The sequence below is a fragment of the Luteimonas chenhongjianii genome (assembly GCF_002327105.1).
GTDB lineage: Bacteria > Pseudomonadota > Gammaproteobacteria > Xanthomonadales > Xanthomonadaceae > Luteimonas > Luteimonas chenhongjianii.
Genome location: NZ_CP023406.1, coordinates 3,083,646 through 3,104,811 on the forward strand (window position 1 = coordinate 3,083,646; position 21,166 = coordinate 3,104,811).

The window sequence follows — 21,166 nt, forward strand, 5'->3', positions numbered from 1 at the left end:
TCGACATCCACGCCAGGACGCTGCCGCTCATGCCGATTCTCGAGGCCCGCCTGGCCGACATCACCCGCGTCGAGGCCGACGCGATCGTCAATGCCGCCAACGAATCCCTGCTGGGCGGCGGCGGCGTGGATGGCGCCATCCACCGCGCAGCGGGCGCTGACCTGCTGGAAGCCTGCCGAGGGATCGCGCAGGTGCGCCCGGGCGTCCGTTGCCCGACCGGCGAGGCCCGCATCACGCCGGGCTTCGCCCTGCCGGCGCGATATGTGATCCACACCGTCGGGCCGGTCTGGCGGGGCGGCGGCGCGGGCGAAGCCGAGGCGCTCGCGGCCTGCTACCGCAACAGCCTCGCGCTGGCGGCCTCGCACGGGCTCCAACGCATCGCATTCCCGGCGATCAGCTGCGGCGTGTACGGCTATCCGCCAGACGCCGCCGTCGCGATCGCAGTCCAAGCCGTCCGAGCCTTCGATGGCCCGACTCCGGCGCAGGTACTGTTCTGCTGCCACGACCGCGCGATGCTGGCGCGCTACGAAGCTGCGCTGCGGCCGTGACCGCCTGCGCCGGCTCCGCACACAAAGACGCCGGCCCTGGGCCGGCGTCTGCGCAACGCATCGCGGCGGCAATCAGCCGGCGAACTTGCCCTGCGCCGCCAGCCCGTTGTCGCGGGCGCGGGCGTAGACCGTGTCCTGGGCCTTGCGCACGTTGCCGGCGAGGTCCTGCGACCACAGCTTCAGCGCCGCCTGCTGCATCGCGCGCCCATAGGAGAACGAAAGCGGCCAGGGGTTCGGGCCCAGGCGGTTCATGGCGTCGAGATGCGCGGTTGCGCGCTCGTCGGACTGCCCGCCGGACAGGAACACGATGCCCGGCAGGATCGCCGGCACCGAGGACTTCAGGCACATCAGCGTCGCCTCGGCCACTTCCTCGACGTCGGCCTCCTCGTCGCAGTCGCTGCCGGGCAGCACCATCGAAGTCTTGAGGATCGTGCCTTCGAGCATGACGCTCTGGCTGTAGAGCGCATCGAACAGGCCACGCAGCACGATCTCGGTGACTTCGTAGCTGGTCTCGATGTCGTGGTCGCCATCGATCAGCACTTCCGGCTCGACCATCGGCACCAAGCCCTGCTCCTGGCACAGCGCGGCGTAACGCGCGAGTGCATGCATGTTGACGTCGATGCAGGTGCCCGACGGCATGTCCTCGCCGATCCGGATCACCGCGCGCCACTTGGCGAAGCGCGCGCCGAGCTTGTAATACTCCTCGAGCCGCGCGCGCAGGCCGTCGAGACCCTCGGTCACCAGCTCACCGGGGAAACCGGCCAGCGCATGGGTGCCCTTGTCGACCTTGATGCCCGGGATCATCCCCTGCTGGGTCATGTACTTCGCGAACGGCACGCCGTCCCGGGTGGACTGGCGGATCGTCTCGTCGAACAGGATCGCGCCGCTGATGTGCTCCGACAGTTTCGGCGTGGTCAGCAGCAGCTCGCGGTAGGCGCGACGGTTCTCTTCGTTGTTGGCGATCCCCACCTGCTCGAAACGCTTGCCGATGGTGCTCGTCGATTCGTCGATCGCGATGATGCCCTTGCCCTTGGCGACCATGGCCTGGGCGGTTTCGGCAAGCTGTTCGATGCTCATGGGACGGGGAAATCCGGTGCGGGAAGCCGCCGATTATAGCCCGCGGCCACCGGCGCCCCCTGAGCGAAGGCCGGGGTATCGGCTCCCCGGGCTCCGCGTCGGGAACGGACTGGCGGCACGCCGTCTTCGAAGGCCGTGCAGCCTGTTCACCGATCAGCCCCGATCCGCAGTGTCGAAGCCCGTCGCGGCCGCGGGCCGACGGCCCAGCCAGCAGATCGCGGCTGGCCTGGACCATCACCCGGCCAGCAGGACTGCCGCCGGGGGTACGCCCCCCGCGCGGCATCGCCACGCCTGCCGGCAACGTCAGAGTTCGCCCAAGCCCTCGGCGCGGCCGTCTGCACCGACCTGCAGCAGACGCAACGTGTTCGTCGCGCCGTGGGTTTCCATGTGCTCACCGCTGGTGAATACGACGCGCTTGCCTTCGCCCAGCAGCCCGGCCTCGACCAGCAGGCGAATGCTGCCGCGCGCGGCTTCGCGCGGGGTCTGACCGCGGCTGTCGTAATTGAACGGGAACACGTCCCGCATCAGCGACATGCGCCGGCGTGCGCCGTCGTGCCGCGAGAACGCATAGATGGATACGCCGCCGCGGAATCGCGACAGATACCGCGCGGTACCGCCGGACTCGGTCATCGCCACGATCGCCGCCACGCCGATGTGCTCGGACAGGAACATCGCGGCCATCGCGATCGCCTGGTCGGCGCGCTCGAGGTTGCGTTGCGCCTTCTCGAAATCGGTGTCCTGCGCGAACTGGCGCTCGGCGCCGACGCAGATGCGCGCCATCGCCTCGACCGCGCGCACCGGATACGCGCCGGCCGCCGTTTCCGCCGACAGCATCACCGCGTCGGTGCCGTCGATCACCGAGTTCGCGACGTCGAGCACTTCGGCGCGCGTGGGCATCGGGCTTTCGACCATCGACTGCAGCATCTGCGTCGCAGTGATCACCACCTTGTTGCGTGCCAGCGACTCACGAATGATCTTCTTCTGCAGACCCGGCAGTTCGGCATCGCCGATCTCCACGCCCAGGTCGCCGCGCGCGACCATGACCACATCGCTGGCATCGATGATCTCGGCCAGGTTGTCGATCGCTTCGGTGCGCTCGATCTTCGAGACCAGCGCCGCGTCGCTGCCATGGCTGCGTGCGATCGAGCGCGCTTCTTCCATGTCTGCGGCATTGCGGCAGAACGACACCGCAATGAAATCGACTCCGATGTCCGCGGCCACCTTGATGAGCTGGCGGTCGTGATCGGTCAAGGCGCCAAGCGACAGGCCACCGCCCTGCTTGTTCAGGCCCTTGCGGTTGGACAGCACGCCGTCATTGAGGACGGTCGTGACGATACGTGCGCCTTCGACGGCGGTGACCTGCAGCTGCATCAGGCCATCGTCGAGCAGCAGGACGTCGCCAGCCTCCACGTCATCGGGCAGGCCCAGATAGCTGACACCGACCTCGTGGACAGTGCCGAGCGGCGCGTCGGGATCGGCGACGAGATCGAAACGCGCGCCCGCCTGCAGCTGGATCTTGCCCTCGGCGAACTTTTCGATGCGGATCTTCGGGCCCGGCAGGTCGGCGAGGATGCCGATCTCGACACCGGCTCGATCAGCAGCCGCACGGACGGCCTCGGCGCGCACCCGCTGCGACTCCGGATCGCCATGCGAGAAGTTCAGGCGAACGGCGTTGACGCCGGCATTGATCAGCGCGTCGAGGACGCCGGGGGCATCGGTAGCGGGGCCCAGCGTCGCCAGGATGCGGGTCCGGCGGCGATGCGCCGGAACGGAAGGCAGGTCTTTGGAATTCATAGCGGGATTGTAATGTCCACCGGTGGCCAAGGGCACGTTGCGGGGCAACATGTGCGTCTGACCTGCAAGAGCAGGAGTCCGGAGCTTAACCGGCCCATGGGCAGCTGGGCCAACGCGTTCGCGACGGAAGAACACGTCACCCGGGCTGCCTTGCCCACGCCCGACAGCGCGCGAGCGCGCCGGGCATCGCTGAGCAGGCGGGAGTGGCTGACCACGCGCCGCGGGGCGCCGCAACGACTCGGCTTGCAGCGCGCTGCGCAGTACGCGGGAAGAGGGTGGCCGTGATCGAGACGGAGGCGATCGCGGGCTCTCGGCGCGCGCCCGGCCGGAAAGGGTCGACTGACGGGACGCTCCGGCGCCGCTCAGCCGAGCGCGGCGACCAGGGCGGCGGGCGAATCGACCAGGGCCTGCGCCCCCGGCAGCGCGCAACTCGTCCGCGTCACCGAACCCCCACAGCACTCCCACCGCGCGCATGCCGTGCTGGGCTGCGCCTTCCATGTCGTAGCGACGGTCGCCGATCATCGTTGCGTCCGCGGCCGCGAGCCCCAGTCGCGACAGCGCCTCGCTGATCAGTTCGCGCTTGTAGCGGCGCGCGCCATCGTCGCTAACGCCGACAACGGTCGAGAACGCGCTGCCGATGAAAACGCCTCGGCGAGATGCCGGACGCGGAGGTGTCGACCTGCTGGCGAGCGACTGGTCTGGCGCCCACCGCCACCATAGCGACCGGGGCCCACAGGCCCCGGCGCCATGTCGAATCAGCTTGAGACGCGACAGCCCTGCACGAAACGGCGATTCTCGGTGGTCTCGCCCCAGCGGCCATCGGCTTCCCCGCAACCGGCGGTCCAGCCACCGACCAGCGCGCCTTCCTCACTGTAGTAATAGAACGTGCCCTGCCAGTTTGCCGATGCGCCCTGGGACAACGCGGACGACGCGACGATCGCCAATACAACCAGTCCTCTGCGAATCATGGTGGAGCTCCTTGGAAGTGGGTGCCGGTCCCCCGCCACTACCATAGACACTCGCCTTGCGCCGGACGTAAAGCCCGCGTCAAGGCCACCATGTCCTGCGTCCCATTTCAGGATGCCTGTGCGCGCGCCTCCAGCGCGGCGACGGCCGGCAGGGTCTTGCCTTCGAGGAATTCCAGGAACGCACCGCCGCCGGTCGAGATGTAGGACACGTCGTCGGCGATGCCGTACTTGTCCACCGCAGCCAGCGTGTCGCCGCCACCGGCGATCGAGAACGCCTTCGACGCCGCGATCGCGCGTGCCAGCGCCTCGGTGCCGGCGCCAAACGCCTCGAATTCGAACACACCGACCGGGCCGTTCCAGACCACCGTGCCGGCACTTTCGATCAGCGCGCAGTAGCGCTTTGCCGTCTCCGGGCCGATGTCGAGGATCATGTCGTCCCCGCCCACCGCGTCGACAGCCTTGACCGTGGCCGGCGCATCGGCCGCGAACGCAGGCGCGACAACGACGTCGGTCGGCACCGGAATCTCGGCGCCGCGGGCCTTGGCGTCGGCCATGATCTGCTTGGCGGTGTCGAGCAGGTCGGGTTCGACCAGGGACTTGCCGACGTCATGGCCGAGCGCCGCGATGAAGGTGTTGGCGATGCCGCCGCCGACGATCAGCTGGTCCACCTTGCCCACCAGCGACGACAGCAACTCCAGCTTGGTCGAGACCTTGCTGCCGGCCACGATCGCCAGCAGTGGCCGCGCCGGCGCGTCGAGCGCCTTGGCCAGCGCGTCGAGCTCGGCCATCAGCAGCGGACCACCCGCGGCGATCTTCGCGAACCGGATCACGCCATGGGTGGAGGCCTGCGCGCGATGCGCGGTACCGAAGGCGTCCATGACGAACACGTCGCACAGCGCTGCGTACTTCTTCGACAGCCCCTCGTCGTCGGCCTTCTCGCCGACGTTCATCCGGCAGTTCTCGAGGAGCACCAGCTGACCGGGCGCCACGTCCACACCGTCCACCCAGTCGCGCACCAGCGGCACGTCCATGCCTAGCAGCTCCGACAGGCGCGCTGCGACCGGCGCCAGCGAATCGGCCTCGCTCCAGCTGCCCTCCTTGGGCCGGCCCAGGTGCGAGGTGACCATCACGGCCGCGCCCTGTTCCAGCGCGCGGCGGAGGGTGGGCAGCGACGCGGTGATGCGCTGGTCGGACGTGACCCTGCCGGCGTCGACGGGCACGTTGAGATCCTGACGGATCAGCACGCGCTTGCCGGAGAGGTCGAGGTCGGTCATGCGGATGATGGTCATGGTTCTGGACTCGCTGGAATGGTTGAAAAGGTCTGCGCCATGCGATGGCGCTGGACGCGCGGCGCAGCCGGCTACCCTTCAGGCACGACGGAGGGCTTGCGGCACAGAGTAAAGAGCAGGAGCCAAGGCGGAGTACGACCGCCTTGCCGGCGGCTGCCCCGATACAGGAAACCCCGCCTGCGCGGGGCTTCCCGGTCCTGCGTATGACGCGGCGATTACTTCGCCGCGACCACGCGCACCATTTCCAGGCACTTGTTCGAATAGCCCCACTCGTTGTCGTACCAGCCGACCAGCTTGACGAAGGTCGGATCCAGTGCGATGCCGGCGTCGGCATCGAACACGGAGGTGCAGGTCTCGCCGCGGAAATCGGTGGCGACCACCTTGTCCTCGGTGTAGCCCAGCACGCCCTTCAGCGCGCCCTCGCTCTGCGCCTTCATCTCGGCGCAGATCTCCTCGTAGCTCGCCGGCTTCTCGAGTTCCACGGTCAGGTCGATGACCGACACGTCCGAGGTCGGCACGCGGAAGCTCATGCCGGTGAGCTTCTTGTTGAGCTCGGGGATCACCACGCCCACGGCCTTGGCCGCGCCGGTGCTGGAGGGAATGATGTTCTCGAGAATGCCGCGGCCACCACGCCAGTCCTTGTTGCTCGGGCCGTCGACGGTCTTCTGCGTTGCGGTTGCCGCGTGCACGGTGGTCATCAGGCCGCGCTTGATGCCCCACTTGTCGTGCATGACCTTGGCGATCGGCGCCAGGCAGTTGGTGGTGCACGAGGCGTTGGAGATGATCGCCTCGCCCTTGTAGGTCGAATCGTTGACGCCGAAGACGAACATCGGCGTGTCGTCCTTCGACGGCGCCGAGAGGATCACCTTCTTCGCGCCGGCGTCGATGTGCTTCTGCGCGGTCTCCTTGGTCAGGAACAGGCCGGTGGATTCGATCACCACCTCGGCGCCCACCTCGTCCCACTTCAGGTTGGCGGGGTCGCGCTCCTGGGTCAGGCGGATCCTCTTGCCGTTGACCAGCAGGGTGTCGCCATCCACCGATACCTCGCCCTTGAAGCGGCCGTGCACCGAGTCGTAGGACAGCATGTAGGCCAGGTAGTCGGGCTCGAGCAGGTCGTTGATCGCGACGATCTCGATGTCGTCCTCGAAGTTCTCAACCGCAGAACGCAGCACGTTGCGGCCGATGCGGCCGAAGCCGTTGATGCCAACCTTGATCGCCATGAATCCGAACTCCTGCAACCGCGCGTACGCGGCAAAAGTGGAAGGAAACGCGACCGCGCGGCGCCTCGGCGCCAGCCCGGACTGCGATGCGCAGTCTAACAGCCGGGCCCCCAACCCCGACGCACCCGGGATCGGCGTGCTGCGCAATGATCGTGATCAAGGCGGCCAGGACGCGCGGCCTCGAAACTGGTCGCATTCACCCAGACCGGAACCTCCAATGCGTCCCATGCCGCTCGCCCTGCTGGCCCTCGCCTGCGCCCTGCCGACCCTGCCCGCCGCCGCCCAGTCCGCCGGTGACTGGACCGTCGCACTCGGCGTCCACCAGGTCGCGCCGAAATCCGACAACGGACGGCTCGCCGACGGCGCCCTGCCCCTCTCGGTCGGCAACAGCACACGGCCCACCATCGCCGTCGAATACTTCGTGCGCGACCGTGTCGGCATCGAGCTGCTCGCCGCCACCCCGTTCCGCCACGACCTCGATATCGAAGGCCTCGGCCGCATCGGCAGCACCAAGCACCTGCCCCCGACGCTGAGCCTGCAGTACCACTTCAGCCCGCAGTCGCGTATCGCTCCGTTCCTCGGCGCCGGCATCAACTACACGACGTTCTTCGAAGAGGAAACGCGCGGCGCCCTGGCGGGCTCGAGGCTGGCTCTCGGCGATTCCTGGGGCCTGGCACTGCATGCGGGCCTGGACATGAAGGCCGGACCCGGCAAGCTGCGCGTGGACGTGCGCTGGATGGATATCGACAGCGAGGTGCGGGTCGATGGGACAAAGCTAGGGAGAGCGCAAATCGATCCAATCGCATATGGCGCGGCATATGTGATCGGTCTCTGACAGCTGCTTTCAGCACGTCTGATAAGCAATGGCGCAGTCACTTCCTCCGCCGAACTTACGGCAATTTTGCAACGCAAGTTTATCGGCATTTCGCTGGCGGGATCTCGATGCACTGCCCCAATGCCCACCCCCGCTTGCAAGGGCAAAACAGGCATTGCGAAAAGTCATTCGCGGCTCACAATCCTTACCCCCGAGATTGCGGCACATTTCCAGGGCTTCCTGCCTTGCGGATTGTTCATCAATGCCATCCACAGCAACGGCAAAAACCTGGAACGGGCGACTGATTGCCAATGCGCCCCAACCTCCGCCCCGATCATGCCGCGGAATCGTATCGCCGTAGCCGAGCGCGGGCAGCACGACGGTGTCCCGATAATGCTGGGACGTAGGATCCTGCGCATACGTAAAGCCCGCAATCGCTATCAGCAAAAAAAACAAAGATGGAGAACACTGAAGCCTATTCTTCATAGCTCACTCCCTTGAGCGTAACGCTGCGGTTTAACCACCATCGGTGGTTCTCGTCACAGGTGGCCGATGTGCGATGCGTTGCTCGTAGTCGGTTTGCTGCCCCGAACTGTTCCGACCCAGCGTACCAAAGCTCGAATGTGCCGCGAACTGGCCCAGCGTGCCGTTGAAGAACATGGCCGCCATCGGCGGCGCCATGACCATCAAGACCGACATCAACAGACCGATACCCCCTTGCTGCATTGCCGCCGCATTGAGCCCTCCCGCGTTCAGACCGAGCGCGTCGAGGGCCGGGGAGGCGATGAGGACGTACTGCGCAAGCAGCGCCGCGGACGTGATGCCCACGAGTTTCGTCGCGACCGCAACCATGAAAGACAGGACGCCAAGGCTGAACATGGTGCCCAGTCCATAGAGCAGCCAGCGTTTGAACAGGTCCTTCGTCTGATCGAACATCAGGCTCATGATGAACAACGGTCCGAAGCCTACGAACAGGACCAATGCGATCTTGTAGAGCAACAGCATCGCGCCGCCCACCACTGACGGGCCCGCGATACCGATACCCAGCAGGGTAATGGTGCGCGTCTGGTTCTCCTGGTTCTGGGAATCGTCGGCGCCGACGCCGATGGTGTCGATCAGGGCGAAGATCAGCCCCATCTTCTTGAGGTTCTTGTCGATCGAGTCCTCGGGCTTTTCGTCGCTGCCGCTGACGATGGTGTTGATGGACCGCGGCAATCCGTCGGCGAGGAATTTGGTCAGGTCCGTGCCGGCGAACGACATCGCGGTGGCGGCCGACAGGATGAGGAAGACCCGCAGCGAGCCCACGACCAGGCCCATCATCGATTCCCGGCTGCGGCCGGTGACGATGAGGAAGCCTTGCATCAGCACCCACAGCGTGCACAACGTCAGCGCCAGCCCGCTGACGAACTGGGTACCGCGGGCGATCAGCCCGCTCTGGAATCCTTCGATCTGATTGTTCACGAACTCGAAGATCAGGGCGAAGAACGCCCACTGCGCGAGACTGGCCAGACCGTCCATGTCGGAGCTCCCGATGCCTACATCGATGGCGTGGGAAGGTCCACGCTGCCCCCGCCTTTGAACAGGTTGCGCGTGAGCGCGACCTGCGTATGCCGGATGTGCGCGATCCGGGCCTCGTAGGCACGCATGTACGTCTGGTAGCGATCGCGGTCGTTGTCCATCAGCGCCGTCAGCGCCAGCAGCTCGTTGGAGTTGGACTGCAGATCAGCGTAGTCCTCCGGGCCGAGTGCGCGGCGCCGCTGCTCGATCTCCGTCAGGCGCGCGTGATGCGCCGCAGCCCGCTCGAACATCTGCAAAGAGAACGCATACTGCGCCCGCTCGGTCTGCACGAGCTCACGGCAGAGCTGCTGCTGTTGCTGGCCCAGGATACTGAGCACGCCAGCCGGGCACATCCTGCCGATCGTGGTCTGCGCTGCGCTCAACGCCGCAACATCCAGCCTCGCGCCACCGACGGGTTCGGCGACGAGCGCCGTCGTGGGTTCGCTCGGCGCATGGTCCACGCGCAGCCGTACGGCCACCTTCTGCAGCTCGCCGACAACCGTGTTGTTGGCACTGCCACCAACGCGGTCGCGAAGCTCGCGCACCTGCTGATGGGTGTCGCGATCGTGGACCTGCCACGCCGCGGCGGCGGCCCCGGTCGCAAGCACGGCGAGTCCGGCGAGCGCGTAAACGAGTCCGGGCCGCACACGGGGCCAAGCGAGGCGCAAACCGAACACGTACCCGAGTCCGGCTGTGAAACCGCGCGGGCCTTGCGTGGTCCTGGAAGTCATCGATCCATCTCCTCTGGTCATGATCGTCACGCATCGGACGTGCGGGACGACGCGGGATCCTGCTGGCGGCCGGCCCGGGTACCGGAAGCCCCCTCGGGGGCACGCCCGGTGCCTTTGCGCTGCGCATAGAAGTCCGGCAACCAGCCGTCCGGGGTGAGCTCGGCCGGGTCGACGCCGAGGGTCCTGGCGCGCTCGGCTACAAGGCGGTGCATCAACTCGATGTTGTCGGTACTGGCGGAGATGACCGCCAGCGCATCGTCCATGCCGCGTAGATTCAGCTGGCAGACCGTAGAGGCATGGCCCTGCTTGACGAGGAAACAGCGTGATCGCTCGTCGAGCGACCGGACGACCTCGAATTCCGCGTCGGTCAACTTCAGGCCGTCCACGTAGTCCGTCCGGGCTGCATTCGGATTGGGCAACAGGATCAGCGTCGCGGTCTGTTCCACGAGCGCCGCGGAGATATCGCTCGACAGGGCGTCCTCTGGGCTCTGGGTCGCGAAGATCCCGAGGCCATTCTGCTTGCGGATCGTCTTCTGCTTGTTCTTGGCGAATTCCTTCAGCGCGCCTCCGCCGTCGAGGATCTTCCAGAACTCGTCCATGACATAGATCAGTGGGCGTCCGTCGATCAGGGCTTCCAGCCGATGCAGCAGGTAAGCCATCACCGGCACCCGCACCTCGGCGTTGTCGATGACATCCGTGTAATCGAATCCGATGATGCTGGCACGGTGCATGTCGATGACATCGACAGGATTGTCGAAGACCCAGCCGAGCGCATTGCCGGCCGTCCACTTGCGCAGCCTGGCATAAAGCCCGTCGTCGCCCATATTGGGCAGGCTCTTGTGGAAATTTCCCATCGACCGCAACGGAAGTGGCATGTCGAGCAGGCTTTCCACCGCACGGTGGATGTCTTCGTCCTCGCGTGCGGTGTAGTGCTGCTTGCCCGCGAGCGTCCTTAGCAGCCCTGCGAGGAACTGCGCGTTTGCATCATTGCGTTCGCACTGGAACGGATTGAAGCCTGTGGGCGCGCCGTTTTCCAGCGCGAGGTAGGCGCCACCGCAGGCGCGGACGAAGATCTCGGCGCCCCGGTCCTTGTCGAAGAAGAAGATTGTCGGCACCGGATCGAACTTCTGCGCCTGGCTCAGCAGAAAGTTGATCAGCGCCGTCTTCCCGGTGCCGGACTTGCCAATCACCATGGTATTGCCGATGGCTTTCTCCCCGACCGAGTCCTCGGCCGGGTGAGTGGCGTGGAAGTTGAAGTGGTAGGGCTGGCCGTTCGTGGTCTGCAGGGTGGTAACCGCATCGCCCCATGGATTCCGGTCCGGCTTGCCTGTCGCAAAATTATGCAGCGGCGAAAGCCCGAGGAAATTCAGCGAGCTGACATTGGCCAGCCGGGTCCGGAACTTCCAGTTGGCTGGCAACTGCGAATAGAACGAAGCGCTGACGGCCAGATCCTCCTTGACCGAGACGAAGCCGGCATTCGAAAGCTCGGCCCGGGCACTCGCGATCTGCTGGGACAGCGTCGCCTGGTCGGGGGCATACAGCGCCATGATGAAGTGATACTCGCCGAGCACGAAGTTGCCCGATGCAATCTCGTCCATCGCCTGGTCGAGCTCCACGATCTGGCTGACCGCCTTGTCCCCCGACGAGATCATCATGCCCTTGGTCCGGTCGAGCACCTTGAGGGCGTCCTGCCGGCCCATCGGACTGAAGGAATGCGTGATCACGTACTCGAAGTCGAGATATTTCAGGGCATTGAGAATTCCCGGATAGGTCGCATCGGTGTATTCCTTGATATTGAGGATCGCGCCGAACTGGTGCCCGCCACCGGGGACACCGATGACGAAATCGCCGGTCCGGGCTGAGAAGGTGTGCCGGCTGACCGCGAGGTAGTCACACACTGGCGCGCGCAGGACCGGCACAGGCTCGTCGATCCGGTTCAACAGATAGGCGAGCAACTCCAGCGCCTCGGAGAACACCACGCCATTGGCACCCTCGTACATGCCCAGCCGACGCGGTGCGTAATCCTTCAGTACTGCCTCCACGTTATTCGCAAGTTCGGCAAGCGCGGAGACGCACCGCTCCTGCGTGGCCTGGAGACGCTTGAGATCCGCGGACTTCTCGGCGAACGACTTGCCGGTGACGATTGGCCGGTAGATCAGTGTCAGATACAGCTCGTTCTGCATGATCTTCTGCCCCGACAGCGCGGCGAAGTACCCGTCCGACAGGGTCTGGTTGAAAGCCTGTGCGAAGCGGGCGGTCGTAGCGATGCGACCTCGCCTGCGCACGTCGTGCACCCAGAACGCGACGTTGACGAAGTCGGGCGCACGCAGCGTCTGCAGCATGCGGTTGAAGGTGCCGTGCCTGTGCTCGAGCTCCCAGGCTTCGCGGCCCACGAAGGGCAGACCAGAGAGGCGCCAGATCAGCAGATAGTCCCCGCCGGTGGTCTTCACCGCATGCGGCGACACGTGCGCTGAATAGGGCACGAATTCGGAGATTGCGGTCGCGGGCGCACGCATGGCTCAGGGCTCTCCATCCAGATCCGAAGGCAGGGGACGACAGGCCAGTGGAGTGAAGACCCAGGCGCCGTCATGCGAGCGGCCGGCGCGCGCCTTGAGCCAGAAACGCCAGCGCAACCCCAGCAGGCGGAAGATCATCTCGTCGCGGCGGGCCATCTGGCGCATGACCATGACCACGAATGGCAGCAGCGCCAGAAAGAACATGTCGATATAGAACGTCAGCAGCAGGCACGCGCCGGCACCGATGGCGAACGGCACATAAGGCACGCCCATGAACATCGGTGGGCGCGTGCAGCCGCGAAAGAGCACGTTCCTACGCATGGACGGGCAGAAGATCGAGCATGAGCATCGCAGCCGAAGTAACGTCCGACGGCAACAGCATCTTTGCGATCTGCGCCGCGGCGCCGATCAGGAAACCGCCAATCAGTACGGGTGCGACATCACCGATCCGCTTGTGATTGAACGCGATCTGATATCCGGCAAAGATGATCGCGATTGTCACGACCGCAATCGATGCAACGTTCAGCAGGGCGTTGATGTTGCCGAAGAACGTCTGCACGCGCGAGGTTGCCCCCGCGACATCCTGCGCCCACCCGAGCGACGGCAGGAACGCGACCGCGATTGCCGCGGCGAAAGCACGAACCCTCCGGCGCTGCAGATCAGTGGATTGGATCGATTTGATGGATTGCATCGTGTATCCCCTCTGGTTGCGGATCGAAGAGCGGCGATGCCCGGCCTGGGCTGGGCACCGAGTGGTCAGAACACGAACGCACCGTCCCGCGACGGCGTGGACACCGCGGTTCCGGCGGCCGCGGTGGGTGGCGACGTGGTGGCGCTGGCCTGTACGGTGACGGGACCATCGCCGGCGTCGCCGCGCTGGACAGCGGTTGCCCGCATGGGCGCGGAGGCCGCAGCGGGTTCGCCGACCGGCAGCGCTTCGTTGGGCAAACGCATTTCCGGAGCACTCGACTGACCCTTGGACTGCGCCTCCTGCACGCGGCGCGCCAGTCGCGAAGCCAGCGCCGGCGACTCTTTGGACGCGCTTCGAGTGACCGTTCCCGACACCACGGGAATCGCCGGCGATTGCGTGCCTGCCCGCCACGACGCCAGCACTTTCTGCACGTAGCCATGCTCGAAGCCGGTCACGAAATTCCCCGAGTAATAGCAACTCAGGGCCTTGCCCCAGTCGCCTCCGGCCCGTGCATGGCATTCAGCGAGGATCTTTGCGCCCGCGCGCAGATTCGGGCAGGTTTCGAATGCCTTCTCGTGGCTGTCGAGGCCATGGCGCGCGAGGTTGTGGCGATTGACCTGTGCCAGTCCCACCGAGAAGTTGTAGCCCTCGCGTTCGAGCATCCGGGTGGTGGACACAGCTTCGGCCAGCGTCCTCGGTTGACGTGCCAGGCGGCCACCGACGACACCGATCGCGAACGGGGTGTACGACGACTCCACCCCGACCACGTGGCGCATGACCTCTGCGGGCACCGCCAGGTCCGTGCACCCCATCAGCTCCATGCCAGGCAACATCAGCGCATTCCTCCTGCGCCGAGGGCGCAGCCACCCGCACTGTCGCCGAGCGCCTCGGCACGGAATTGGACAGACGTATGCGCAAGGTGGTTCATGCGGCGAGCGCCCGCTCCGGGTCGAAGTCGATCCCGGTGATGTAGCGACGACCGGCATGCGCCTTGATGTGCACCACGACCTCGATCGTCATCCGCAGCAGGCGCTTGATGACATCGAACTCCAGCCCCGCCCCCTCGGACGAGGCCTTGACCATCAGCGCGAGCTGGTCCCAGGTCTGCGCGGTGCTGCCCGCGTGGCAGCTGGTGATCGAACCCGGATGGCCTGACGCGCAGTTGCGGATGAAGTAGAAGGATTCGTCGCCGCGCAGCTCGGCGAGGATGATCCGGTCGGGCTTCATGCGTAGACAGGCCTCCATGCAGCTCTTGGCAGTGACGTTGCCGGTGCTTTGCCCGCCCTTGGAGTACAGCAGGTGCACCACATTGGGCTGGCGCAGGAACAGCTCGCGTGCATCCTCGATGGTGACCAGCCGCTCCTGGTCGGAGATGTGGTCGACGAGGGATTTCATGAAGGTCGTCTTGCCGCTGCCGGTCGCGCCGGCCACGACGATGTTCTTGCGATAACGCACCGCCATACGGAAGAACTGGGCGTAATCGCGCGCGCGGCGCAGTTCGAGCAGCTCGAGATCCTGCTCGCCGATACCGCCGGCCTGTTCCGGAATCTGGGCGAAAAAGCCCTCACGCTCGTACTCGTCCAGACTCCTGCCCACCCGCGACGGCAGCCGGATGGTGATCGACACGCGTCCCGCGTCGCACGCGGGCGGAATCACGAACTGGGCACGTTGCCCTGTCGGGAAGGTCAGCGACACCATTGGATCGGCATCCGTGATGCGCTGCCCCGTGTTGCTCTCATTGACGATCGAAGTGCAGAACTGGCGCGCGCGCTCGAACGTGAGCGAAGGCACCTCGTCGCGGCGCCAGCCTTCGCGGGTCTCCAGATAGAGTTCGCCAGGCCGGTTGATGCAGATTTCGGTGACATCCAGCGACTGGATGTGATCGCCGATGCCGAGCACCGCGTACTGGTATTCGAGGAACCGGTTGGACAAGGCGGTCGCGGTGGCTGCAGGAATGTCCATGCCAGGCCTCAATGCACGACCGCGGAGAAGTCGACGTCACGCGCGACGTACACGTTGACCACCGTCCCCTGGTTGATCGTCACCGTCGGCGGCTGGGCCATGTTGCGCTCGAGCGCCGTCTGGGCCAGGCGCTCCAGCGTGCGCGCCGTGTTGCTTTCGAACGGGCTCTGCACGACGAAGCCGTTGCCGAAGGTCGTCTGCTCCGGTCCGTACTCGGCCCCTGCGTACTTGAAGGCGTCACTGAGCATGCTGATGAGCAGCGCCGAGGTGATCCGCTGCCCCCAGTGCGCGGTGTAATGACCGGGATTGCCGGCGGCGCCGAGGTTGTCGACGCCGGGGCTGCGCATGCTGACATCCAGCCCGGTGGGCGTGGTGATGCGGTCCCAGACGATTGCCGCGCGATCGCCGATCACGCTGTCGGAGTTGTAGAAGCCCATGACCCGCGAGCCACGCGGCAGCAACAGACGCCGTCCGTTCACCGAGTAGACCGGCTCCGTCACGACGCAGGAGGTGTAACCCGGGAAATCGCTGATGACACGAGACTGCAGCACGCAGCGGATATAGGTGCCCCGAAGCAGCAGCGTGTCGGGGCTGTAGAGCACACGCGCGCTGGTGGGTCCATCAGCGGGCGCCTGCATCACGGAGGACGAGGTTGGTTCGCTCCCGTATCCGGGGCCGCCCATGGGGCCTGCCGCCGCCATGGCCGTCAAGCCGCCCGGGTCCGGACCGGTCTCCACGTCCTGCATGCGGCGCTCCAGCAGTGATGGGACCGGCGCGCTGGAATACGCGCCGATTCCGGACAGCGACTCCGACATGCGGCGATCCGAAGCAGGCGCGGTGTCCTCGATCACCGGTAGCGGAGGAAGCGCAGGCACTGGCATCTCCTCGCGCGCGACGGGAAGCTCCGGCAGGTCGCGGGGGGCTGCGGGAATGACCACCTGCTCGACCGGTCCGGCACCCGGACGATCGGCCTCCTCGCCCGCCCCACCACCCGAGAACGCCCAGAACGCCAGTGCGCCGAGCAGGACCACGATTCCGGCGAGGAACAGCAAGGCACGCCGATTGAGGCGCTGCACCTCGGCCGACTCCAGCACCGGAGCCCCGGCATCGAGATCCACGTCGCCGCGGCCGGCCCGTGCCTCATAGGGATTTGCGGCCCGGTTCGCAGGCTGCGACGGGTGGCCGCCGCCGGAAGCGTGGCCGCTCACGGCCCGGCGCTCCTGCGCAGGCCGACCACGTACGCGCCATGCCGGACGACCAGGTAGGGGTAGGTTCCATGAACCACGATCACGTCACCTTCGACAGTGGAGTTGACCACGAACTCCTCGCCGTCTTCGCTGTCCCTGGCGAACACTGCGGGAAAGTTTCCACTCGGAAAACGGGTGCGATCCCCCATCCGGATATAGGTGAAACGGCGGTCGTCATAGACCGTCGTGGGCACGAGCCAATGGGGTGTGCGCCGGTGCTGGGTGTAGTCGTAGCCGAAGTGGTAATCGCGACTGGCGTGCACGCCGGTTTCGAGTTCACTCGACGCTTCGGGCGCGGCGCCACCTTCGGGCACGAACCGCGCGTCACTCGGATAACTGAACCGGATCTTGTACTGCACACCGGCGGCGCGGGCCTGATCCAGCGAGCGCCAGTCGGTGGCGACCACCTTCATCTCGAAGATGTAGGCGTGCGCGGCGGTTCGGACCAGCAGATTGGTATCGACGTCGATATTCCGCGGCTTGACGTAGAAGACGTTGTCGCGCCGGCTGATGTCCCAGCCCCCGCTGAAACCACTGCTGTAGTCGAGGATCTGCTCGTGTGCGCTCAGTTCGATCTGGGTGGTGATGCCCAGACCGGTACGCACCTGATAGACCGCGTCGGGCTGATATCGGTACTCCTCCACCACCTGTGCCGTGGCGGACGAGGCCGCCAGCAGGCTCGATGCGACGAAGCACCAGGCGGGTGAGGATATCGGCAGCCTCATGGAACGTTTTCCATGACGGGTGCGGAAGCCCCGAGCCCGGCGGCAGATTCTCCGGCAGGCCATTCCGGCGTCTCGTCGAGCGGCTGCGATGCGGTCGCGCGGGGGAGCGGGAACTCGCGCTCGGGCAGCGGCGATGCGGCGAAATCGTTGTCGACCCGGTAATTGGTGACCCGGAACCCCAGTGGATTGAGCAGCCGGTCTTCATCACTGAGACGCAGATCGGCGTTGTAGGTGAACTCCAGCGTGGCGATCCTCGCGTCGAGAGGCTCGACGCGGCCGTTGGATTTGTCGAAGAGACTGCGCTGGAAGCGGACCGTCGCCCCCGAGGGTCGCTGCCCTTCGCCGCTGCCGATCAGCACGATGCTCAGCACGCGGGCACGGAGCGAACGGCCACTGCCGTAAAGGCGGAACGGGCGTTCGGGATTGTGTTCGGCATGCAGCGCGATATATGCCGGCGCGACTGCGGGCCCCGCCATCGACAGGGTGGTGCGCCAGTTGCGCTGGCCGATGAGCCCGGAATCGTAGGATTCGCGCGCAAGCACGAACTGGGCGACGTTGCTCTTGTTGATCGCCTCTTCCATGGTCACGTCCCGATCGTTGAAGTTCCCGGCCAGCCGGGCCACGCTCGCCGTCCCGGTATAGGGATCAGCCATCACCAGGTAAGGAACGCGTTCCTTGAGCGGCAGGAACAACAGATAACCGCATGCCAACAGCACGGACATCGCCACTGCGCTCCACGCCACGCGCCACGCCCGGCGCTCGCTCCTGCGCAACTGCTCGCTCAGCGTCAGCTCGAAGCTGACACCCTGTGCGACGGCGCGCTCGACTGCAGGCGATGCGGTTTGCTTGCCGGACATGGCGCCCTCTCAGTCCTGCCCACCGGACAACGCCTGCGGGCCAGCGACCTGGCTGACCACTAGCAACCCGCGCTCCGCTGCGATCTGGACGCCCTGCCCTGCATAGGCCTCCGACAGCGCCGCCGCGGCCTGCTCGACACTTATGGTCCGAAGCCGTGCGACCGGCGCGTGCAGGGTGTAGTCGTTGGGATGCAGATAGGACAGACCGATGCCGGCGTCGGCGGACCAGCGCGTGAGCAGGGTCTTGAGGGTCTGGTCGGACGGAAACGCCTGGAAGACATAGGCGCGCTGCAACGGTATGGCCTCAGGCGCTTCCGCGAACTGATGCACCGGACGCCACTTGCCGCGCAGGTCCGCGGCCTCGGGCGTGGCGCACCCACCCAGGCCAATCGAGCTGGCGCAGGCCATGGCCAGCAGAATCGTCCGTGCGTCTGTCGCACTCCCGTCCATGACGTCCGTCCCCAGGTGTTTATTCCACCGGACCGCGCGTTTCCGCGGGTATATGCGTCGCGACCTGCCCCGCCCCTGCCATGGTCCATACGGGCCGTGGCACTTCGACGGGAGCGACGCTATCGACGCGAAAATTCCGCGTCAACGCGCTGCCATTGAACGCATGCCGTGGGTTCCAGGGGGACCGCAAGGGGCACAGAACCTCGGCAGACACAGGGAATCATGCGTATTTCCGTGCGTTTGACGTCCGGCACATGAGCAATCGCGAGGTGTCTACGCGCCTTCCACCGACCCGCGATGACGCGTACTCCACATGTCGCTTGGTGGTTCCCTGACCCCTTGATCCGGTAAATCCACGCCGGATTCTGCTCGCGCTGAACGCATCCTCATGTCCCGGGAACATCGATGGACGGGACGATGGATCGCTCGCAGATGGAAGACTTCATCGCGAATGCCGCGCTGCTGGCAGCGCATCTGACCCAGCAGTGCGAACGCGCCGCCGCAGAGCAGCGCGACGCTGCGGGCGCGCTGCATGGCGCCGCGATGGACATCGAGCAGCGTCTGGCAGCCGGTCGCGAGGCAATGCTGCACGCGACCGGCGCCGCGGTCCGCGACGCGCTGACACGTCAGCTCGACGCGACCACCACGCGCACGGATGCGGCCGCCACGCGCCTCGAGCGCGCGACCGAGAGTCTCGGCCACCTCCATGCAGGGCTCCATGCGCGTACACGGCTGCTGGGCGGCGGCGCCCTGCTGGCGTTGGCGCTCGCTGCAGTGGGCATCGTTGGTGCAACCGCCCATCTGGCGGAACTGAATCTCGAACGTGCGGAGCGCGCCTCGGTCCGCGCAGACGTGCTCGAGGCGCTGCAACGCGTAGCCATCGCCTCATGCGACAGCCGGCCCTGCATCAAGCTCGAGGCCGGGCTTGAGCGCTGGCCATCGAACGAAGACTACGTGTACGTCGATACCCGGGGCAGCGCGCAATGAGCGGCCTGCAGGCAGGGCGCCGCCGGGTCGCCAGGGGAACTGGCGCATGAGCCGTGGGCGCGTGATCGCCGCAGCGCTCGCCACCGCAGCGGCGACGATGGCGGGTCTGTACCTGGCCGGCTACTTCGTCCTGCGGTTGCTCGGGCTCGACACCGCATCCGCCAGCGCGGGGACCTGGCTTGCCTATGCCCGCGTCGCGGAGCATCCCGAGGTGGCGCGGCATGCGTGGCGGATCTGGACGGCCGGCGCGATCGCGTTCGGACTGGTGGGCCTGGCGTGGCTCGCGGTGATGGTCATGCTGTTCAAGCTGCGCAGCCACCGCGATCTCCACGGCCGGGCCCGCTTTGCCGGCCTGCTCGATCTGGTGCGCGCGGGCTTCCTGCGCCGCAGCGACGACGGCATCGTCATCGGACGCCGCCACGGTCGCCTCTTGCGGCTCGCCGGTCAGCAGTTCGTCGTCCTGGCGGCGCCGACGCGATCGGGCAAAGGTGTGGGCGTCGTCATTCCCAACCTGCTCGACTACCGCGAGTCGGCGGTGGTGCTCGACATCAAGCAGGAGAATTTCGACCTGACTTCCGGCTGGCGGGCCTCGATCGGCCACGAGATCCATCTGTTCAACCCCTTCGCCGAGGACCGCCGCACGCATCGCTGGAATCCGCTGACCTACGTCTCCGACGACTCGGCGTTCCGCGTCTCCGATCTCCAGGCGATCGCCGCCATGCTGTACCCGGACGGCGACGAGAAGGATCGCTTCTGGGTCGGCCAGGCGCGCAATGCCTTCCTGGCCTTCACGCTGTACCTGTTCGAGCGTGCCGATGCCGAGGCGAGCGGTGCACGACCTACGCTTGGCGCCGTACTGCGCCTGGTGTCGGGCAACGGGGGCGAGCTCAAGCCCTATCTGCAGTCTCTGGCCGCTGCTCCGTTTCTCGGCGCCCAGGCCAGGACCGCCTTCTCCGGCCTGCTCTCCCAGGCCGACGTGACCTTCGCCTCGATCATCGGCGCGTTCCGCGAGCCCCTGAATCCCTGGCTCAACCCGGTACTCGACGCGGCCACCAGCGCCGACGATTTCGATCTGCGCGACGTGCGGCGCAAGCGGATGACCATCTATGTCGGCATCCAGCCGGCCAAGCTCGCCGAAAGCCGGCTGATCGTGAACCTGTTCTTCAGCCAGTTGATCAACGTCAACACCAAGGTGCTGCCGCAGAACGATCCGACGCTCAAGCACCAGTGCCTGCTGCTGATGGACGAGTTCACTTCGATCGGTCGCGTCGACATCATTGCGCGTTCGGTCGCCTACATGGCCGGCTACAACCTGCGCCTGCTGCCGATCGTGCAATCGATGGCGCAACTCGACGCGGTCTACGGCAAGGAACTCTCGCGCACCATCCTCACCAACCATGCCCTGCAGATCGTCTATGCGCCGCGCGAACAGCAGGACGCCAACGACTATTCCGAGATGCTCGGCTTCACCACCGTGCGACGCCGTGCGCGTACCCGTTCGCATGGCCGCGGTCGCGGCGTATCGGACAACGAGGTGCTGGAGAAGCGCGCCCTCATGCTGCCGCAGGAACTCAAGGCAATGGGTCCGCAGACCCAGATCGTGCTCTACGAGGGACTCGCCTGCCCGGTGCGTTGCCGCAAGATCCGTTACTACCGGGACCGTTACTTCACGCGGCGCCTGCTGCCGCGGGTTCCGGTCGCGCACCTCGAGTTCGCGCTCGCGCCGTCGCCGG

Annotated in this window: 20 protein-coding genes and 2 pseudogenes; 4 read left to right on the plus strand and 18 right to left on the minus strand. The window is 66.2% G+C overall.

The annotated features are described in order from the left end of the window. Positions 1-29: 29 nt before the first annotated feature. On the plus strand, positions 30-548 hold the full coding sequence (locus tag CNR27_RS13950; RefSeq protein ID WP_096299708.1) for an O-acetyl-ADP-ribose deacetylase: 519 nt from the start codon (positions 30-32) through the stop codon (positions 546-548). A 72-nt stretch (positions 549-620) separates the two neighbouring features. On the opposite strand, the gene CNR27_RS13955 is transcribed toward CNR27_RS13950, so the two are convergent. The 6 genes and pseudogenes from CNR27_RS13955 to gap form a co-directional block, all read right to left on the minus strand. After that, positions 621-1,625 (minus strand): class I fructose-bisphosphate aldolase, encoded by a 1,005-nt coding sequence (locus CNR27_RS13955; RefSeq protein ID WP_096299710.1) that lies wholly within the window; start codon positions 1,623-1,625, stop codon positions 621-623. 303 nt (positions 1,626-1,928) lie between these two features. Further along, the gene (pyk, locus tag CNR27_RS15600) at positions 1,929-3,419 is read right to left on the minus strand and encodes a pyruvate kinase (protein ID WP_157745505.1); all 1,491 of its coding nucleotides are present in this window, start codon (positions 3,417-3,419) and stop codon (positions 1,929-1,931) included. A gap of 477 nt (positions 3,420-3,896) precedes the next feature. Further along, positions 3,897-4,253: pseudogene (locus tag CNR27_RS15605) on the minus strand (hypothetical protein); the annotation flags it as partial. Then, positions 4,175-4,387, minus strand: coding sequence for a DUF6289 family protein (locus tag CNR27_RS15380; protein ID WP_123831390.1), 213 nt, complete (start codon positions 4,385-4,387; stop codon positions 4,175-4,177). The gene CNR27_RS15380 and the pseudogene CNR27_RS15605, both read right to left, overlap by 79 nt. 107 nt (positions 4,388-4,494) lie before the next feature. Beyond that, on the minus strand, positions 4,495-5,676 hold the full coding sequence (locus CNR27_RS13965; protein WP_096299714.1) for a phosphoglycerate kinase: 1,182 nt from the start codon (positions 5,674-5,676) through the stop codon (positions 4,495-4,497). Between the two features lie 215 nt (positions 5,677-5,891). Further along, positions 5,892-6,896: a type I glyceraldehyde-3-phosphate dehydrogenase gene (gap, locus tag CNR27_RS13970; protein ID WP_096300696.1), complete on the minus strand. Its 1,005-nt coding sequence runs from the start codon at positions 6,894-6,896 to the stop codon at positions 5,892-5,894. A gap of 217 nt (positions 6,897-7,113) precedes the next feature. On the opposite strand from gap, the gene CNR27_RS13975 reads away from it, so the two are divergent. Beyond that, positions 7,114-7,731 carry an OmpW/AlkL family protein gene (locus CNR27_RS13975; RefSeq protein WP_096299716.1) on the plus strand — a complete coding sequence of 206 codons (618 nt, stop codon included), beginning with the start codon at positions 7,114-7,116 and terminating at the stop codon, positions 7,729-7,731. A gap of 9 nt (positions 7,732-7,740) precedes the next feature. Here CNR27_RS13975 and CNR27_RS13980 read toward each other — a convergent pair whose 3' ends face one another. The 12 genes from CNR27_RS13980 to CNR27_RS14035 form a co-directional block, all read right to left on the minus strand. Beyond that, a complete protein-coding gene (locus tag CNR27_RS13980; RefSeq protein ID WP_096299718.1) occupies positions 7,741-8,196 on the minus strand; it encodes a DUF4189 domain-containing protein in 456 nt (151 codons plus the stop codon). A gap of 30 nt (positions 8,197-8,226) precedes the next feature. Further along, the gene (locus CNR27_RS13985; RefSeq protein WP_096299720.1) at positions 8,227-9,228 is read right to left on the minus strand and encodes a TrbL/VirB6 family protein; all 1,002 of its coding nucleotides are present in this window, start codon (positions 9,226-9,228) and stop codon (positions 8,227-8,229) included. 17 nt (positions 9,229-9,245) lie between these two features. Next, complete coding sequence (locus tag CNR27_RS13990) at positions 9,246-10,028, minus strand: hypothetical protein (protein WP_157745508.1); 783 nt, start codon at positions 10,026-10,028, stop codon at positions 9,246-9,248. Next, positions 10,025-12,514, minus strand: coding sequence for a VirB4 family type IV secretion/conjugal transfer ATPase (locus CNR27_RS13995; RefSeq protein ID WP_096299724.1), 2,490 nt, complete (start codon positions 12,512-12,514; stop codon positions 10,025-10,027). Before CNR27_RS13995 ends, CNR27_RS13990 begins: the two co-directional genes overlap by 4 nt. A gap of 3 nt (positions 12,515-12,517) precedes the next feature. Then, positions 12,518-12,835 carry a VirB3 family type IV secretion system protein gene (locus CNR27_RS14000; RefSeq protein WP_096299726.1) on the minus strand — a complete coding sequence of 106 codons (318 nt, stop codon included), beginning with the start codon at positions 12,833-12,835 and terminating at the stop codon, positions 12,518-12,520. Beyond that, positions 12,828-13,205, minus strand: coding sequence for a TrbC/VirB2 family protein (locus CNR27_RS14005; protein WP_096299728.1), 378 nt, complete (start codon positions 13,203-13,205; stop codon positions 12,828-12,830). The genes CNR27_RS14000 and CNR27_RS14005 overlap by 8 nt, the downstream gene beginning before the upstream one ends. A gap of 65 nt (positions 13,206-13,270) precedes the next feature. Continuing rightward, positions 13,271-14,026 carry a transglycosylase SLT domain-containing protein gene (locus CNR27_RS15845; protein ID WP_096299730.1) on the minus strand — a complete coding sequence of 252 codons (756 nt, stop codon included), beginning with the start codon at positions 14,024-14,026 and terminating at the stop codon, positions 13,271-13,273. A 103-nt stretch (positions 14,027-14,129) separates the two neighbouring features. Then, complete coding sequence (virB11, locus tag CNR27_RS14015; protein WP_096299731.1) at positions 14,130-15,167, minus strand: P-type DNA transfer ATPase VirB11; 1,038 nt, start codon at positions 15,165-15,167, stop codon at positions 14,130-14,132. Positions 15,168-15,175: 8 nt separating this feature from the next. Beyond that, positions 15,176-16,375, minus strand: coding sequence for a TraB/TrbI/VirB10 family type IV secretion system protein (locus CNR27_RS14020; protein WP_096299733.1), 1,200 nt, complete (start codon positions 16,373-16,375; stop codon positions 15,176-15,178). Beyond that, positions 16,372-17,139 (minus strand): TrbG/VirB9 family P-type conjugative transfer protein, encoded by a 768-nt coding sequence (locus CNR27_RS14025; RefSeq protein WP_096299735.1) that lies wholly within the window; start codon positions 17,137-17,139, stop codon positions 16,372-16,374. The genes CNR27_RS14020 and CNR27_RS14025 overlap by 4 nt, the downstream gene beginning before the upstream one ends. After that, entirely contained in the window at positions 17,136-17,996 is an 861-nt protein-coding gene (locus CNR27_RS14030) for a VirB8 family type IV secretion system protein (protein ID WP_096299737.1), read from the minus strand. Before CNR27_RS14030 ends, CNR27_RS14025 begins: the two co-directional genes overlap by 4 nt. 9 nt (positions 17,997-18,005) lie before the next feature. After that, positions 18,006-18,404, minus strand: a complete 399-nt coding sequence (locus tag CNR27_RS14035; protein ID WP_179948191.1) for a hypothetical protein — start codon at positions 18,402-18,404, stop codon at positions 18,006-18,008. Positions 18,405-18,863: 459 nt separating this feature from the next. Between CNR27_RS14035 and CNR27_RS14040 the strand changes: the two genes are divergently transcribed. Both CNR27_RS14040 and CNR27_RS14045 read left to right on the plus strand, forming a co-directional pair. Beyond that, a complete protein-coding gene (locus tag CNR27_RS14040; protein WP_157745511.1) occupies positions 18,864-19,433 on the plus strand; it encodes a hypothetical protein in 570 nt (189 codons plus the stop codon). 46 nt (positions 19,434-19,479) lie between these two features. Beyond that, positions 19,480-21,141: pseudogene (locus CNR27_RS14045) on the plus strand (type IV secretory system conjugative DNA transfer family protein); the annotation flags it as partial. Between the last annotated feature and the right edge of the window lie 25 nt (positions 21,142-21,166).

Excerpts from the sequence above, each read along its gene's own strand:
- CNR27_RS13950 (WP_096299708.1), top strand. The coding sequence starts at position 30 with ATGCCGATTCTCGAGGCCCGCCTGGCCGACATCACCCGCGTCGAGGCC.
- CNR27_RS13955 (WP_096299710.1), bottom strand. The coding sequence starts at position 1,625 with ATGAGCATCGAACAGCTTGCCGAAACCGCCCAGGCCATGGTCGCCAAG.
- pyk (WP_157745505.1), bottom strand. The coding sequence starts at position 3,419 with ATGAATTCCAAAGACCTGCCTTCCGTTCCGGCGCATCGCCGCCGGACC.
- CNR27_RS15380 (WP_123831390.1), bottom strand. The coding sequence starts at position 4,387 with ATGATTCGCAGAGGACTGGTTGTATTGGCGATCGTCGCGTCGTCCGCG.
- CNR27_RS13965 (WP_096299714.1), bottom strand. The coding sequence starts at position 5,676 with ATGACCATCATCCGCATGACCGACCTCGACCTCTCCGGCAAGCGCGTG.
- gap (WP_096300696.1), bottom strand. The coding sequence starts at position 6,896 with ATGGCGATCAAGGTTGGCATCAACGGCTTCGGCCGCATCGGCCGCAAC.
- CNR27_RS13975 (WP_096299716.1), top strand. The coding sequence starts at position 7,114 with ATGCGTCCCATGCCGCTCGCCCTGCTGGCCCTCGCCTGCGCCCTGCCG.
- CNR27_RS13980 (WP_096299718.1), bottom strand. The coding sequence starts at position 8,196 with ATGAAGAATAGGCTTCAGTGTTCTCCATCTTTGTTTTTTTTGCTGATA.
- CNR27_RS13985 (WP_096299720.1), bottom strand. The coding sequence starts at position 9,228 with ATGGACGGTCTGGCCAGTCTCGCGCAGTGGGCGTTCTTCGCCCTGATC.
- CNR27_RS13995 (WP_096299724.1), bottom strand. The coding sequence starts at position 12,514 with ATGCGTGCGCCCGCGACCGCAATCTCCGAATTCGTGCCCTATTCAGCG.
- CNR27_RS14000 (WP_096299726.1), bottom strand. The coding sequence starts at position 12,835 with ATGCGTAGGAACGTGCTCTTTCGCGGCTGCACGCGCCCACCGATGTTC.
- CNR27_RS14005 (WP_096299728.1), bottom strand. The coding sequence starts at position 13,205 with ATGCAATCCATCAAATCGATCCAATCCACTGATCTGCAGCGCCGGAGG.
- CNR27_RS15845 (WP_096299730.1), bottom strand. The coding sequence starts at position 14,026 with ATGGAGCTGATGGGGTGCACGGACCTGGCGGTGCCCGCAGAGGTCATG.
- virB11 (WP_096299731.1), bottom strand. The coding sequence starts at position 15,167 with ATGGACATTCCTGCAGCCACCGCGACCGCCTTGTCCAACCGGTTCCTC.
- CNR27_RS14025 (WP_096299735.1), bottom strand. The coding sequence starts at position 17,139 with ATGAGGCTGCCGATATCCTCACCCGCCTGGTGCTTCGTCGCATCGAGC.
- CNR27_RS14030 (WP_096299737.1), bottom strand. The coding sequence starts at position 17,996 with ATGTCCGGCAAGCAAACCGCATCGCCTGCAGTCGAGCGCGCCGTCGCA.
- CNR27_RS14035 (WP_179948191.1), bottom strand. The coding sequence starts at position 18,404 with ATGGCCTGCGCCAGCTCGATTGGCCTGGGTGGGTGCGCCACGCCCGAG.
- CNR27_RS14040 (WP_157745511.1), top strand. The coding sequence starts at position 18,864 with ATGGATCGCTCGCAGATGGAAGACTTCATCGCGAATGCCGCGCTGCTG.